The organism is Arthrobacter terrae (assembly GCF_015708085.1).
Classification (GTDB): domain Bacteria; phylum Actinomycetota; class Actinomycetes; order Actinomycetales; family Micrococcaceae; genus Arthrobacter_M; species Arthrobacter_M terrae.
Map to the genome: position 1 here is coordinate 26,225 of NZ_JADNYM010000018.1, position 14,935 is coordinate 41,159.

Below are 14,935 nucleotides of genomic sequence, written 5' to 3' on the forward strand. Positions count from 1 at the left end.
CGTCATAAGATACACGGTTTGCATGATTCTGGTCCCCTTTTGGTCCCCCTCCTGCGGTACGCCAAGGACACGTTACCGAGGCTTTGCCAGTCATCCAATAACTGACTACTGCCCTCTTAGGAACTCGGACCGTGCTCCTGCATGTGTGCAACGCGGTCATCCGCATCCTCAAAATCGTCCTCGATGTCCGTGATGACAACGGCCGTGCCGTAGACGACCGCAGCATCGGCGCCAGGTTTAGCCGCTTGGTCGGCGTCGAGCATCAGCGGGCTTTGCAAGCTCGCGATCTCGTCCCATCCAGATCGCCCCTTCTCCGCCAAGTCCTTTGCGATAGACAGATCATCAGTGATCGCCGAGCCGATGACCGTCAGAATGTTGCTGAGCGTGGAAACATACTCGGTTCCAGCGTGAGCGGAGGTCAGTTCATCGAGTTGCGCTTTGAGGCCGACAAGGCGGTCCCACGATTCTTCAAGTACCCGGCCTTTCTCGTCGGAGATCAGAGTGCTCCCGCGGACCGCGATGATCGCCGCGATCGACGAGAGACGACGAGCTTGCTGAAGATAGGCCCCATAGGGACCGGAAATTGGTGTCGCAGCAATCGACCCTGCGAATGCGGAAGGCGCTCTGCGATCGCCAAGTGGGAGCGCCCCTTGATGTGCGACTTGGAAGATCGAGGCGGGCAAGTAACCGCCGGCTGAGCGCAGTCCAATCCATACGCGCCGGGCTGGCTGTTCAGCAGCATCTCGCGCGGCATCCGCGAGAGCCGCGAGAGCGTTCAGATGAGTGAGGACGCTCTCTCCTTCTACACTGATCGCTAGGTCTCCGGGCAGCCAACTCATCATCGTTTGGTCGGAGGAGCTTGGCACTACGGTGACGGCGTACCCCGAGTCAGCGAGTGCAAGTCGCATTTTTTCGGCCTCTTTCTGCAGGGCTGCGGAGGAGCGTTCGGTCGCGACGGTGGCTGCAGCGGCAACCCGAGCGGTTCCCGCGTGTCGCCCAGCAGCGGCTCGCATCGATACGCGGATTGATGCGTCCGATCCTGCGCTGGCGGACGCGACCATTCGCAATTGGCGGAGACAGTCAAGTAGCTGAGCGCAATCCGGCGGGTTGGGCAGAAAGCGGTATCGGTCGAGTTCGATCAAGGCCCCGACCTTGGGGATGAGGCTGTCGAGCGTTCCGACTGTCGGGATGGGACGCCGCTCGACGACGTCTGCCTGTGCAAGGTTCGGAATGACCTGCTGGAGCAGCAGTCGCACGACAGTTACGGCATCGCTCTCGACGGGATAGTCACCGAGCGCGCCAGGCACTTCGTCCGTGTAGGCCTCATCTGTCGGAGAGTCCATCTTGGAAAGCAGCGCGTTCACCGATTCGAACCGACGAACAGTAGCTTGTGACAGAGCCCGATCGCCGAGGTGGGCGATCGTGATTTCGGGGAGCAGGTCGATGATTGCCCCGAGCGCTTTAGCCTCAGCCGCAAGCTTGGAGGTCAGCGTGCCCGCCCCGTACTTACGGGACAAGGCTCGCGCCTGGGCTCTGTTTTCGGAGACTTCGAGCGCATGGGGCAGATTCTCCCGCGGGATCGCTTTGTCAACGAGCGGGTAGTCGCCCAGCTTTACCAAACGCCCCAGGGCATCGACCGCGCCTACTCTGGCGATCACCGCTGTCGGCGCAAGAGCGAGGGCCAGTCGGCAGACCTCAACGACAGCCTCGTTCTGGTTCGGTTGTATCTTCTCGTCGATGAAGATCCACCTGCCGTCCACCCCGTCGTCTACGCGTTCCAGCGAGGCTAGCCACGGTGTTTCTGTCGCGATCCTGCGCAGGAGGAGCTGCTCGCCGCCGGCTGTGATGACGGCGCGTTCCGCAAGTTCGGGCGCCGCGCGGCGCAACGCTTCCGTCATGTCGGCTGCGTCGCGCAGCGGCCATACTGTCAGGCGTGCGCCGATTGCGACCGCCGTGGACTCCAGGCCGGTGACATCAAAGCCGCGGAGTACCGTGATGGCCTGCAAAAGGAGTCGAGTTGCGTTATCGTCGGGGACCGCACTGCGGAGTCGCTCGACGGCTGCCACAATCTCGGGTTTGAAGAGCTGTTCTGTGTCGGGGCGTGGCTTTGTGCGGGACATCGTGAACGCAGTTACAGCGTTGCCAGCATCAACGTCACATTCATCGAGGATAAGCTTCCAGTCGTCGGCCCGCCGTCGCAGTCCATCGGCGCGGAATGCGGATGCGACTGCGATGAGCGTCTGGAGGGTGCGATCGCGTGTGATGCGCTCGGTTGCGGCCGGGATCATTACGGTCGGGTCAGCCCCGGACTCGAGTGCGCGTCGGAGGAATCGTGCGAGTTCGCCGCTGGTCACCAGTGGAACAAGGCGCTCAAGGGTCTCTTGCTGTCCGAAGGGGTGGGCTGCCCGGGCGAGTGCGGCGGAGCGGATATCGTGCAGCACTCGTATGAGATTGCCCGAGTCCTCAACGATGAGGTGCTCGTCGATGAGGCGGCGGCTGGCGGCGATGAATGCGCCGCGGTCGGCGTCCAGGGCGGTTTGGATCGCGTGCGCAGGTATGGCGACGCCGTATTGGTTGGCGCACGACGCCAGCCGCAGGATATCAAGCTCAAGGTGTCGACTCGGGTCCGCTTCGCGTGCGCGGACTTGCGCACTGACGACGGTGTCGAGATTCACGCCTTCGGTAAGCAGAGTGATGTACTCCAGTAGGAGGCTGCCTGCTCGCTCGGCTGGCTCCCGCCATCCAGCCCATTCGGTGAGATTGTCAGCCCGGTAGTCGCGCCAGAGTTGCTCTGCGAAGGTGTCGTCAAGCATGGGCGTTATCGTGGCGACGGTCGATAGTAGCGGGACAGGGAAGCGATCTTCCTCCCGGATCGAAACAATGGTGATCACATTCGACAGATCCGCGAGCCGTCTCAGCAGTCGATCGAGCAGATCCGGGTCGTGGCGCCCAGAGTCGTCGATGAGGACTCCCACCGGGGCATATGCACTCGGATGTAAAGACTCGATGCGTGCGGAGAGCAGCGCGACGGCATCACGTCCGGTGCGCCCCGTTGGTGTCAGCGAGTGAACCTGCTGCCAGCGATACAGCCTCCGGGTCTCGTACAAAGCTGCGTAGGCGAGTGCGCTCTTGCCACTGCCGCTAGGTCCGGCGATGACCGCCAGCCGCCGGGTCGCCGCGACTTCGATCACCTGCTGGGTGAGTTCAACACGGGGCACGAGCAATCCGGCAGCGACATGAGGAGCCCCCACATGCACGCCCTGACGTATGTCCGAGTCATCAGCAGGCGATCTCCAGTCGATTGCCTCGCAGATCCCTACCGACCTTGCCTCATCGAGCAACTCGAGGTCAACGGTCGCAAGGACCTGGTCATTGAGGACATCGATGCCTGCAATATCCACGGCTGCGCGACTCGCTACATCCGGGTCGGCATTGGCATCGCTAGCCTCTCCTACCTGGGTACACACGGCCGCTGGAGGCAGGCTGTGCGGCCACGCTCCCCCACTCGGGTACTGGAATTCGGGCGACCGGGCGCTCTAGCAAGAGGATTGTCGCGGCTGAGAGTCCGGCGTCCCTGCGCTTCACCCAAGCCTTCGCGACGGAACGCAAGTCCCTTCGCAGGTCTGTAGCCTCGAAATCGCCCACGCTCTCGCGTCGCGACTTGACCTGGATGAATAATGACCCGCTCGACGACTGCACCGAAATGTCGTCGTACCCTTCCGGTGTCACCACCGCTGTCGCGTCACCTTCGCTCCACAGACTCAATACAACGAGCGTGGCGACCAGATTCTGAAAACGAAAACCTCGCCCCGCGCGCGCACCGGCTCGAGATGCGACCCACAACGCAGCCTGTGGCTCCGTAGGCAAAGACGCTGGGCTGGGAGATGGCAAAGTCTCCCTTTGCTTACCGCGGCGTTCTTGCGCGGCACGCCGTCGGCGCGCTTCGGCTGTCGTGCCCTCTGAGTCTCGACGGGTCATATCTCGATGGTATTGACGACCTGTGACGCACCCAGAAGTCCCGAAACTATCAGTAGACCTGCTTTTCGCATGATTCCACAGCTAGCTGTTCTCCCCGAGGCTGAACCGTTGCTCGCTGGAGTTTCCGTAGAGTCAATGTCCATCCACGATGCTTGGATCGGTTTCGAATTCCTGCCCGTCGAAGTCACCAAGGGCTTTCTCCCGGTTCGAAAGTGGGCACTTTCCATAACCCGGTTCGCGGGTCCCATGACAGGTTGGTGGCGCTCTCAGAAAGGATCGGTTCGGTAAGTGCAAAACATGTGTCGAGAAGCTCACCAAAGCGGACGGGCGTCGTCCCTTCGAGCCGTTGCTTCCGTCGCCAGACCTCCCACTTGCGTTGCGCGAGGTCGGGCATGTTTGCGATCAATGGACCAAGCGGTTCGATCTCGACTTGGCGGTAGCGCGCAACGGTGTCCATCGCCGAACGCAGGTCCGTGCCGCGAATTCTCCGGGTGCGGGCAATGGCCGCGATGTCGGTGAAGTCGCGCCACCGGGTGTTCTGCTCACCTCGTTCGATCGCGGTGACGATCTTCTCGGCAAGCACCATGTGGTCGGGATATCCCCTCAATCGAAGTGTTCCGCCGAGCAGGAGTGGGAGCACCGCTTCGGTTGGGGCCGGCCAGATCGGATCGCCAAAGTTCACGTCGACGTGCAGAGCTACTCGCGCTGTCGCGAGTTGCGCCGTGACCTTGACGCGGACGCCGTTGTAGTCGGCGTCGTCCCGGATCGGCTCCCCCACAGCGGAGTCCGGATCAAACTCCAACCCATCGTCGAGATGCACCTCGATGATGCTGCGCACCCGTTGCTCGACATCGGCGGTGTCGTTGGCGAATCCAGTCGCTGCGAAGTCGATGTCGCGGGTCGGTCGGCGCGCAGCGAATGCTGCCATGAGCACACCACCCTTGAGCACGAACTTTCCAGCGTGCTCAGAGACGGCCAACCGGGCGAGAAAACCTTCGAGCGCGTACAAGGTGATGTACTCGGCAGGATCGCGTCCATCGCGGCGAGCGAGGTTGCGCAGATCGTTGTATGCCTGCCCGGCAGGCGTGTCTCGTGTCGGTATTGGCGGAGTCATAGGAGCGCCTCGAGCGCCTGGCGGATCCGCGGCTGTGCCTTCGGGAACGATGATGCAACCTTCAACAGGGCTGCCGGCGAGTTCCCTCGGCGACGCAACCACCGTCGGAGTGCTTCGTAGGCGACGTCGCTGCCTTCCTGATGCATGAGCCGGAAGCAGTCCACGATCGTTCTCTCGGCCGAGTAGGCGGCAAGCGTTAATCCATTTCCGGCATCGATGTGGTCGCGTCCGACGTGGAAGGTCGTCGGGTCGAAGCTGTGCCATGCAACGTGAGCGAGTCCAACGGGATGATGGGTGCCTCGCGGGAGGGCGATATCAGACTCGAACGGGATGGCGTCGCTCAGGTCGTGGTGTACGAGCGCACTAGTCAGACACAACGTCGCCTCTTCACGCACAGCCGTTGCTGCGGCGAGCGAGGCGAAGGCGGGCTCGATCCTGTCAGGACGCAGATATACGCCGCGGCCTACGCGTTCGATCTCCCCGTTCGCGAGAAGGTCGTAAACCTGGTCTTTCCGCAGGCCTGCGTGGCGAGCGTCGCCGAGCGTGAACACTGGTGCGAGATCTGCTACCAACACGTTCACCTCCCAACTCTCTACACATGAAGGCTATCTGTAATGAGTTAGGAAGACAACGAGGAGGCTCAAAGGATGAAAAGTCCCCTTGCCCTCATCCCTCCTGTCGGAGTCCGCATCAACACCGACACCTTGCCCCGCGGAGAACGTATTCGCGCACGAGCGAGGTGGACTGACCCGATGTCAGGTTTTCGCAAAAGTCGATCGTTCACCGTTGACAGCGAACCGTCCGCACGCGAGTTCTTCAGCGCGTTGGGGACCCACGTCGGCGCGGACCTCGACCCGTTCATCACGCTGACGGGCTGCGCAGATCGGATCGGAGATCGGTTCCTCCGGGGAGTGGATATGACCTCCACTGCCTCCGGATACCGGGCGGGTCTTTGGCTCCGAGTCCTACCGGCGCTCGGGCGTCTACGCATTCGGGACATCACGGCCGGGATCGTGGACCGAAGCATCGACCGCTGGGAGGTCGAGCACTCCCGCTCGACGCTGAAGAACACGATCGCTGCACTCACACGAGTTCTCGACGAGGCCGTTCGCGACGAAATCATCATCCGAAATCCGGTGAGAGACCGAGCTCATCGGCGGAATCGGACGCGGGAGGCACCGCAACTTTAAATACGCATTCCTTCACTCACCGGTGTCAAACTGATCGCTGCCGCATGCGCCGAGGCCCACCAGAGCTACGACGACCACGTCATGCTCAGCGAGTTTCTTGCGGCGCGCACTTCAGAAGTGGCCGGGCTCATTGTTGGCGACATCGATTGGACGAACAGGATCGTCACGATCGAACGCCAGTGCTTCCCCGGTGCTGGTGGCCTGAGCACCAAACCTCCGAGGGTCATCGAGCACGCCGCGTACCGATCATTGAGCCACTCGAGCCACTGCTGCGCAGGCTCACGATGCGACGCGCGCGCAACCTGCCGCTGTTGCGCGGGCCTCGCGGCGGCGTCATTACGAGTGCAGCGTTGCGAAATGCAACCGACTGGGACGCACTGGTTGCATCGCTGGGGTTGCCGGGGTTGCGTCGTCGCGATCTCCGCTATGCGGGTGCAACCTGGTTCGCAAATGCGGGCGTCCCGATTCACGTCGTGAGCGACATCCTTGGACACGCGTCCGTCGAGACGACGCGGGCGTACCTACACACTGACAACACAACGCTGCAGAACGCGGCAGTACGAATTAACGAACACCTGCTGGAGGCCACGATGGACAGCTAGAGACGTTTGGACCCCTTGACCATGTCGAGTCAAGGGGTCCAGTGGGTACGAAATTGGGTCCAAAATCGGTGCAAAGACCGATCTGACGACTTTACAAAAATACCTTCTGATCAGGTACCTTATTTCTGTCGGGCTGACAGGATTTGAACCTGCGACCCCTTGACCCCCAGTCAAGTGCGCTACCAAGCTGCGCTACAGCCCGAAAGTTCCGCTTCGGCCAAAATACGGCCGGGCGAACCACCTCAAAAAGCTTACCGTAAAAACCGTGACGTGCCGACCAGCAGACGTCATGGGCGGTCACTTCTGCGCAGCGTTGGCCCGCTGCGTTGCGCAGGGAGCATCGCTGCGCAGGATTTGCGCGGAACGCTGCGCAGGATTTGCGCGGAATCGAGCGTGGAACGCTGGGCGAACGGTACGACGACGGCGCCACCTGCCGGTCGTCGTCGTACCTGCTGCGTGCGCTACTTCCGGGCGGTCTTTCCACGCTTTTCGCGCACCCGCATGCTGACCTCAATCGGGGTGCCTTCGAAGCCGAAGGTTTCCCGCAGCCGGCGCGTGATAAAGCGGCGGTAGCCGGCATCGAGGAAACCGGTAGTGAAGAGGACGAACTTGGGCGGCCGGCTGGAGGCCTGTGTGCCGAAGAGGATGCGGGGCTGCTTACCGCCGCGCACGGGGTGCGGGTGTGCGGCGACGAGCTCGCCAAGGAACGCGTTTAGCCGGCCGGTCGGGATACGCCGGTCCCAGTTCTCCAGCGCCAGGTCCAGCGCCGGCACCAGTCGGTCCTTGTGCCAGCCGGTTTTGGCGGAGATGTTGACCCGCGGCGCCCATTCCACATGGGCCAGGTCCTGCTCGATTTCACGCTCCAGGTAGCGGCGGCGTTCGTCGTCCAGCAGGTCCCATTTATTGAATGCCAGCACCAGTGCACGGCCGGATTCGACGGCCAGCTGCAGGATGCGTACGTCCTGCTCGCTAAGCACTTCATCGACGGCCAGCAGGACGACGGCGACCTCTGCCTTCTCCAGTGCGGATTGGGTCCGCAGCGAGGCGTAGAAATCCGCGCCCTGCGCCATGTGCACACGGCGGCGGATGCCGGCGGTGTCCACAAAGCGCCAGGTACGATCCCCCAGCTCGATGAATTCATCCACCGGGTCGCGGGTGGTGCCGGCCATCGGGTCCACCACCACGCGCTCGCTCCCGGCCAGCTTGTTCAGCAGCGAGGACTTGCCGACGTTGGGACGGCCAATCAGGGCCACCCTGCGCGGACCGCCTGAGCGTTCCAGTCCTTCAACGGCGGAGAATTCCGGGAGTACTTCCATGACCCGGTCGAGCATGTCCGCAACACCTCGGCCGTGCACAGCCGAGACCGGCCACGGCTGCCCCAAGCCAAGACCCCACAGCATGGCGGCGTCGGATTCCTGCACAATATCGTCTACCTTATTGCCGATCAGGATGACCGGCTTTTTGGACCGGCGGAGCATCTTGACAACGGCTTCGTCGGTGGCTGTAATGCCCACGGTGGAGTCGACCACCAGCAGCACTGCATCGGCCATTCCGACCGCTACCTCGGCCTGGTCCGCCACCCGGGCGTGGATTCCGCGTGCGTCGTGCTCCCAGCCGCCGGTGTCCACCAGGGTGAATTTGCGTCCGCTCCAGTTCGCGGCATAGCTAACGCGGTCGCGGGTGACTCCGGGGGTGTCTTCCACCACGGCTTCACGGCGCCCAAGGATGCGGTTCACCAGTGTGGATTTCCCTACGTTGGGCCGTCCGACAATGGCGAGCACCGGATCCTGGCGGACTAGTCCGTCGTCGTCAGCGTCTTCGAAGGTACCGTCCAGCAGTGCGGCATCCTCGTCGTCGAGCTCGTAGTCGGACAACCCGGCACGCAGTGATGCCGCCCGAACCTCCGCGTCCTCGTCATTGAGGGTGGCCAGGTGCTCAGCAACCCGGTCAGTGCCGGTGGGCGTATATTCTTCGTCACCGTGGCCAAAGTCACCTGCATCGTTTCGGCCGGTGGACTGAGAGTCGCTCATGGTTGCTTTCCTTCATGCTGATTTGTAAGGTCATCGTCCGCAAAAAATATGTTTCCCCCGGCGGCAAACGCGGCCTGGACGTGTGCGGATGGCCGGATATCTGGGTGACCGGCTGCTTGGATTATTTTAAACACGTTTATCCATTGAAACACGTCTGTCGTGTGCCGGGTTTGGCCTAACCTTCGGCAGCGGAGCTTCGGAAGTGTTTTCCCTCCACCGCCTCGAGCACCACGCGCAGGACTACGGCCACAGTTTGTTCGAAGTCGAGGTCGGAGGAATCCACCGTTACCACGCCATCGGCCGCACGTTGAAATTCCACGACGGTGGAATCCTGGGCATCGCGGGCCAGCACCTGGGACGTGAGCTGCTCCGCCGTCTGCGTTCCGCCCAACTGCATCCCGCGGCGTGCCATTCTGGCCTCTTCACTGGCGGTCAGCAGCAGCCGGACCTCCGCGGTCGGCGCAACCACCGTTGTGATGTCGCGGCCTTCCACCACCATTCTCTTGGCAGCGTGCGTGATTGCTTCGCGCTGCCGTCGCACGAGCTCGGTACGGGCGCCCAACGTGGTTGCCACTGCGCTGACCGCGGAAGAGATCGCCGGTTCGCGGATCTGCTCTGTGATGTCCAAGTCACCAACTTTGACAAATTCGTGCTCAACGCTGGTGCTTTGCTCCAATTTCAAGGCCCGGGCAGATGCCTCCACGGCAACGGCGTCGTCAAGCTCCACACCCGAAGCCAGGCAGTGCCAGGTGAGGGCCCGGTACATTGCGCCGGTATCAAGATAGGCCAGCCCTAACCGTCGGGCGACCTCCCGGCTGACACTGGATTTCCCGGATCCGGACGGACCGTCGATCGCCACCACCAGGGGCTTGCCCAGGCGCAGATGGCGCAGATCCGGTGCCGCCGAGTCCGGCGTCTGTCCACCGGCACGGTCCTGGGTTTCCATCACAATATGACCTTCCAGCCGCGATCCGTCAGTTCCTGCACCAGAGCTACCCGCTTATTGGGTACTACGGAGAGTTCCACCATGCCCACTTCCCTGCCGGCCGAATGATCCAGCCGTAAGTCTTCGACGTTGATCCCAATGTCCCCGATTTCTGTCAGCAGCCGCGCAATCTGACCGGGTTTGTCCTCCACCAGTATGGTCAGCCATGCGTATGCCTGCGCGGGACCACCGTGTTTACCGGGAATTCGTGTCTGGCCGGCATTGCCCTCACTGATCAGTCGGGCCAGATCCAAATGGGCGCCAGGAGCGGTAGGAGCCTCCAGGGTGCTGATCAAACGGTTCACATCGGCCCGAACGCCGCGCATAATCTCGACCAGTTTCGCCGCGTTCGCACCGAGGATCTGAACCCACATAGCGGGGTTACTGGCGGCAATCCGGGTGACATCGCGCAGGCCGTTTCCTGCAAGTGAGAGCGCGTGGGCGGGGCTGTCCTGCAAACGCGAGGCCACCAGGGACGCCATGATCTGCGGCAGGTGGGAGACCAACGCCACCGCTTCGTCGTGGTCGTCCGGGGTGAACCGAAAGACCACTGATCCCAGGTCAATGGCCAGCGAATGGGCCACTTTGATGGCCGCTGCCGAGCTCTCCTCCGACGGGCAAAGCACCCATGGCGTGCTGGAAAACAGTTCCGCACGTGCTGCCACCGGGCCGGAACGTTCGCTGCCGGCCATCGGGTGTGTACCAACGTAGCGACTTAATTCAGCTGCAGAGACACCGGGAAGCCGCCGCAGCCTGGCTAGAATTCCGGCTTTGACACTGGCAATATCGACGACGACGGCGCCCGGGTACTCTGCCAGTGCCGCTGCCACGACGTCCGCCGTGACGTCCGGCGGTGCGGCCACTACAATCAGCTCAGGCTCCAGAGCCTCACTGTGCACGAGCCCGCGTCCGGCGCCGATATCCACCGCTACGGCCTGGGCCGAAGGTGATGTGTCGCTTAAAACAACGTCAATGCCCCGGGCACGCAGCCCGAGCCCAATGCTGGCGCCCAGAAGACCTGTGCCAATGACCAGCACCGGTCCAGTCAGATGCGACGGATTCATCCTCTGTTAGAGCCCCACAGAAGCGAGCAGGTGCCCTACTTCCTGCCGGCCCAGGACCCGGATGCTGCCCTGGCGCTGATCGTTCATTCGGATCGGCCCCACCTGGACGCGGACAAGGCGCTCAACTGGGTATCCCACCGCGTCAAAGAGACGGCGGACAATGCGGTTCTTGCCGGAGTGCAGGACAACCTCGACAAGGATGTGTCCAGGGGTAGAGTCCACCAGCTTGAACGAATCCACCCGTGCAACGCCGTCCTCCAGCTCGATCCCGTCGCGCATCCGGGCACCGACTCCCTGGCCCATCGGCCCGCGAACCTGCGCCATGTAGGTCTTGGGAACCTCATACTTCGGATGCGACAGGCGGTTGGCCAGCTCACCGTCGTTAGTGAGCAGCAGCAGCCCTTCGGTAGCCGTATCCAGGCGTCCGACGTGGAAAAGGCGTTCGTTGCCATGTCGGTTTTTCAGGAAGTCACTAATGCAAGGACGGCCCTCGGGATCGTCCATCGTTGAAACGACACCCTTGGGCTTGTTGAACACCATATAGACCTGGGATTCGTCCAGCTGCAGTCGAATACCGTCCACGGTGATAGCAACCTTTTTAGGATCGACGCGCAGCCCGACTTCGTTGATGATCTGCCCGTCCACCTCGACGCGGCCCGCTTCGATCATGTCTTCGCAGACGCGACGGGAGGCAACACCGGCCGATGCCATCAGCTTCTGCAGCCGGATGCCGTCAGGGTCATGCATATCCACATACGGGCCCTGATCCTCCCGACGCCGATTCTGCTCGGTGGGACGGTTCTTAACCGGACCGAGATTCCCGCCAAATCGTTCGTTGCCGAAAGCACGTGGCCCCCTTGGCGCACCTGACTTTGGCGCCCCGGATTTTACGCCGGCAGATTTCGCCGCACCTGATTTTCCCGGACCGGGGCTGGTTGAGTTGCGCGCAGCACCGAATTTGGAAGGTCCGCCGGTGCCATTGCCGATCCGCGGTGCACCGGAGCCGGGAGCGCGCGCATAGGGTGCATTCGAGCGCGGCGCGCCGGCTTGACGATCATCGGAACGAGGAGCAGACCAGCGATCATCCGACCGCGGAGCACCCGCGCGGCGGTCATCGGACCGCGGCGCAGACCGACGATCATCCGACCGCGGCGCACCCGCGCGGCGATCATCCGAGCGCGGAGCAGACCGGCGGTCGTCCGACCGCGGAGCACCGGCGCGGCGATCATCCGAGCGCGGAGCTGCCGACTCTCGATCCCCGGACCATGGAGTGCTGGTGCGCCGTTCTCCGCCGCGCGCGCCCTGTGAACGTGGTGCATCGGATCCGGACCGATCTGACCGGGAGCTACCCGTCCCGGAGCCACCTGTCCGGGAGCCAACCGATCGGGGCGCGCCGCCGCGCGGTCCCCCGTTGCGCGGCTGGTTCCGGTCCTGGTCCCGTCCTTGGCCGGAAGGGCCGCGTCCGGAATCATCTGAGCGGTGCGACGGTGTCATTGCGTTTCCTCATAAAAATCGATATTAATAATCGAATAGCTGGTCAGTACGATGAATCTTCAAAATCCTGGAGATTTTCCAGTCCGGGCAGGTGTGGAGCGAGCTGCGGAAGATCCTCCGCGCTGCTGATTCCCATCCGTTCCAGAAAGTAATGTGTGCTCTGGTAGAGCACCGCGCCCGACTCGGCATCGGTTCCCGATTCCTCGATCAGACCTCGTTGAGCAAGGGAGCGGACCACGGAGTCGACGTTGACCCCGCGAATGGCGGAAACCCGCGCACGCGATACGGGCTGCCGGTACGCGATAACGGCCAAAGTCTCCAGTGCGGCTTGTGTGAGCTTGGCCGTTTGGCCGTCCATCACAAAACGCGAAACAATGTGGGCAAAATCCGTGCGCGAATAAATGCGCCAGCCGCCCGCGACCTTGCGCAGCTCGAATCCCCGTGGTGCTGCCGTTGCAGGTGCTGCAGAGACCGGGCATGCATCATTGCACGTACTAGTATAGCCGTCATACTCCCGCTGCAGAGCGACGAGCAGTGCGCCCACCTGATCAACCCCAAGTCCGACGACGGCGGCAAGCTGTGCTTCGGCGACCGGCTCGTCCGTGACCATCAGGACCGCTTCCAGTGCCGCCTTGGCACCGCCAGGCAAGTTCACAATGTCCATCGACCCGGTATCCATCAACTCATTCTCCCGGCTCATTCCCGATCCATTCCAGACTCACTGTCCAATTCCTTGTATGCGAAGGCGCCCGTCCAGTGCACCTGCAGTTCGCCCAGCGGACCGGCCTGCTCGAAGGCCACCACGGCATCGCGGAACATGTCCAGCAAAGCCAGGAACCGTGCAACCACCACCAAAGTAGTCGCTGCATCCGCTATCAGCACGCGAAATGACATCGCATGACCAACCGCCAGCATCGCTGCGATGATCTCTGACTGCTCCTTCACATCCACCGTAGGAGCATGCAGATGGCCCAGGCCGACCGCCGTCGGCGCCGGAACCCGGGGTGTGAGCGCTGCCCGCGCCAGGGCGGCGAACTTTTCCGGCGTGTGCCGCCACAGCAGCTCAGGAAGCAGAGCTGCGAAGTGCGGCTCCAGGGCAGTCAGCCGCGGAAAGCGTTCGGCCTCGCTCTCCAGCCGGTCCCCGATGATGGCTGCGATTTCCTTAAAGGCCTTGTACTGAAGCAGCCGCGCAAAGAGCAGATCACGCGTCTCCAGCAACGCCAGGTCGTCGTCATTCTCCGCCTCACCGGCCGGCAGCAGCCGCGCCGCCTTGAGCTCGAGCAAGGTGGCGGCCAGGACCACGAATTCGCTGGCCTCATCCAGTGCCCAATCCGCGCCGGCCTCACGCAGACGTCGAAGATATCCGATGAACTCATCCGTCACCTGGGCCAGCGCCACATCGGTGATGTCCATTTCGTGCTTGGAAATCAGGCCCAGCAACAGGTCGAATGGTCCACTGAAGTTCTCCAGTCTGACTTCAAAACCCGCAGACTCTGCCGGTTTAGGGCGAGCCGCCACGGGCCACGAGTTCCTTGGCCAGCCGGCGGTAGGCGTCCGCACCCTGATGGTTTCCGGCGTAACTGGTGATGGGCTCCGCCGCGACCGTGGCATCGGCAAACTTGATGGTGCGCTTAATGACGGTTTCGAAGACCTTGTCGCCGAAGGCCTCGACCAGACGGGAAATGACCTCCCGGCCGTGCAGCGTCCGGGCGTCGTACATCGTCGCGAGTACACCGTCGATCTGCAGCCCCGGATTGATCCTGTCCTGGATTTTTTCAATGGTCTCCACCAGCAGGGCCACCGCCCGTAGGGCAAAGAATTCACAGATCAGCGGAATGATCACGCCGTGCGCCGCGGTGAGGGCATTGACCGTGAGCAGGCCCAGCGACGGCTGGCAGTCGATCAAGACCACATCGTAGTCATCTTCGACCTTTTTCAGCGCACGGTCGAGTACCTGTTCCCGCGCTACTTCATTGACCAGCTGCACCTCGGCGGCGGAAAGGTCGATGTTGGCAGGAAGCAGATCGATATTCTCGATCCCGGTGTGCCGGATGGCATCGCGGATATCCACTTTGCGGTCCATCAGCACGTTATAGACGGTGAGGTCGAGCTCATGCGGATTCGTCCCGAGGCCAGCGCTCAGCGCGCCCTGCGGGTCGAAGTCCACCAGCAGCACGCGCCGGCCGGCCTCCGCCAGCGCGGCACCGAGATTAATGGTGGAGGTGGTCTTACCCACCCCGCCCTTCTGGTTGACCATGGCGATAACACGGGCGGGGCCGTGCGAGGAAAGGACGGGTGGCTCCGGGAATTCCCTCAGCGGACGGCCGGTGGGACCCATTACGGTGCCGCTAAGGTCCAGGTCCGTGGGCTCCGGTTCCGTACCGCTGGAGGCACTACCCGTCCGGTCTGTGCCTTCCAGAGTTGTTGAACTCTGATCGTTGCTCACGTATTAGTCCACGCTTTCTCGTCCGTGTAATT

Annotated in this window: 12 protein-coding genes, 1 tRNA gene and 1 pseudogene; 2 read left to right on the plus strand and 12 right to left on the minus strand. The window is 62.5% G+C overall.

Annotation, left to right across the window (positions count from 1 at the left end; translation table 11 throughout):
- Window positions 1-116: 116 nt before the first annotated feature.
- The 4 genes from IV500_RS14155 to IV500_RS14170 form a co-directional block, all read right to left on the minus strand.
- Window positions 117-3,467, minus strand: a complete 3,351-nt coding sequence (locus tag IV500_RS14155; protein ID WP_196397462.1) for a hypothetical protein — start codon at window positions 3,465-3,467, stop codon at window positions 117-119.
- The gene (locus IV500_RS22280) at window positions 3,442-3,978 is read right to left on the minus strand and encodes a dsDNA nuclease domain-containing protein (RefSeq protein WP_376770211.1); all 537 of its coding nucleotides are present in this window, start codon (window positions 3,976-3,978) and stop codon (window positions 3,442-3,444) included. The genes IV500_RS14155 and IV500_RS22280 overlap by 26 nt, the downstream gene beginning before the upstream one ends.
- Before the next feature lie 184 nt (window positions 3,979-4,162).
- On the minus strand, window positions 4,163-5,092 hold the full coding sequence (locus tag IV500_RS14165; protein ID WP_196397464.1) for a nucleotidyl transferase AbiEii/AbiGii toxin family protein: 930 nt from the start codon (window positions 5,090-5,092) through the stop codon (window positions 4,163-4,165).
- A complete protein-coding gene (locus IV500_RS14170) occupies window positions 5,089-5,673 on the minus strand; it encodes a type IV toxin-antitoxin system AbiEi family antitoxin domain-containing protein (RefSeq protein ID WP_196397465.1) in 585 nt (194 codons plus the stop codon). The genes IV500_RS14165 and IV500_RS14170 overlap by 4 nt, the downstream gene beginning before the upstream one ends.
- 171 nt (window positions 5,674-5,844) lie before the next feature.
- On the opposite strand from IV500_RS14170, the gene IV500_RS21545 reads away from it, so the two are divergent.
- Window positions 5,845-6,282, plus strand: coding sequence for a hypothetical protein (locus IV500_RS21545; protein ID WP_230854990.1), 438 nt, complete (start codon window positions 5,845-5,847; stop codon window positions 6,280-6,282).
- A 284-nt stretch (window positions 6,283-6,566) separates the two neighbouring features.
- Entirely contained in the window at window positions 6,567-6,884 is a 318-nt protein-coding gene (locus tag IV500_RS21550; protein ID WP_230854991.1) for a tyrosine-type recombinase/integrase, read from the plus strand.
- A gap of 128 nt (window positions 6,885-7,012) precedes the next feature.
- Here the strand turns inward: IV500_RS21550 and IV500_RS14180 are convergent.
- The 8 genes and pseudogenes from IV500_RS14180 to IV500_RS14215 all read right to left on the minus strand — a co-directional run bounded on the left by IV500_RS14180 (window position 7,013) and on the right by IV500_RS14215 (window position 14,903).
- Window positions 7,013-7,086 (minus strand) — tRNA-Pro (locus tag IV500_RS14180).
- 259 nt (window positions 7,087-7,345) lie between these two features.
- Window positions 7,346-8,914, minus strand: a complete 1,569-nt coding sequence (gene der, locus IV500_RS14185; protein ID WP_196397466.1) for a ribosome biogenesis GTPase Der — start codon at window positions 8,912-8,914, stop codon at window positions 7,346-7,348.
- 175 nt (window positions 8,915-9,089) lie between these two features.
- Window positions 9,090-9,860, minus strand: coding sequence for a (d)CMP kinase (cmk, locus tag IV500_RS14190; protein ID WP_196397521.1), 771 nt, complete (start codon window positions 9,858-9,860; stop codon window positions 9,090-9,092).
- On the minus strand, window positions 9,860-10,963 hold the full coding sequence (locus IV500_RS14195; RefSeq protein WP_196397467.1) for a prephenate dehydrogenase: 1,104 nt from the start codon (window positions 10,961-10,963) through the stop codon (window positions 9,860-9,862). The genes cmk and IV500_RS14195 overlap by 1 nt, the downstream gene beginning before the upstream one ends.
- A gap of 6 nt (window positions 10,964-10,969) precedes the next feature.
- A pseudogene (locus IV500_RS21555) lies at window positions 10,970-12,157 on the minus strand (pseudouridine synthase); the annotation flags it as partial.
- 343 nt (window positions 12,158-12,500) lie between these two features.
- On the minus strand, window positions 12,501-13,157 hold the full coding sequence (gene scpB, locus IV500_RS14205) for an SMC-Scp complex subunit ScpB (RefSeq protein WP_196397469.1): 657 nt from the start codon (window positions 13,155-13,157) through the stop codon (window positions 12,501-12,503).
- Complete coding sequence (locus IV500_RS14210) at window positions 13,154-13,975, minus strand: segregation and condensation protein A (RefSeq protein ID WP_312875936.1); 822 nt, start codon at window positions 13,973-13,975, stop codon at window positions 13,154-13,156. The genes scpB and IV500_RS14210 overlap by 4 nt, the downstream gene beginning before the upstream one ends.
- Window positions 13,959-14,903, minus strand: a complete 945-nt coding sequence (locus IV500_RS14215) for a ParA family protein (protein ID WP_376770212.1) — start codon at window positions 14,901-14,903, stop codon at window positions 13,959-13,961. Before IV500_RS14215 ends, IV500_RS14210 begins: the two co-directional genes overlap by 17 nt.
- Window positions 14,904-14,935: the final 32 nt, after the last annotated feature.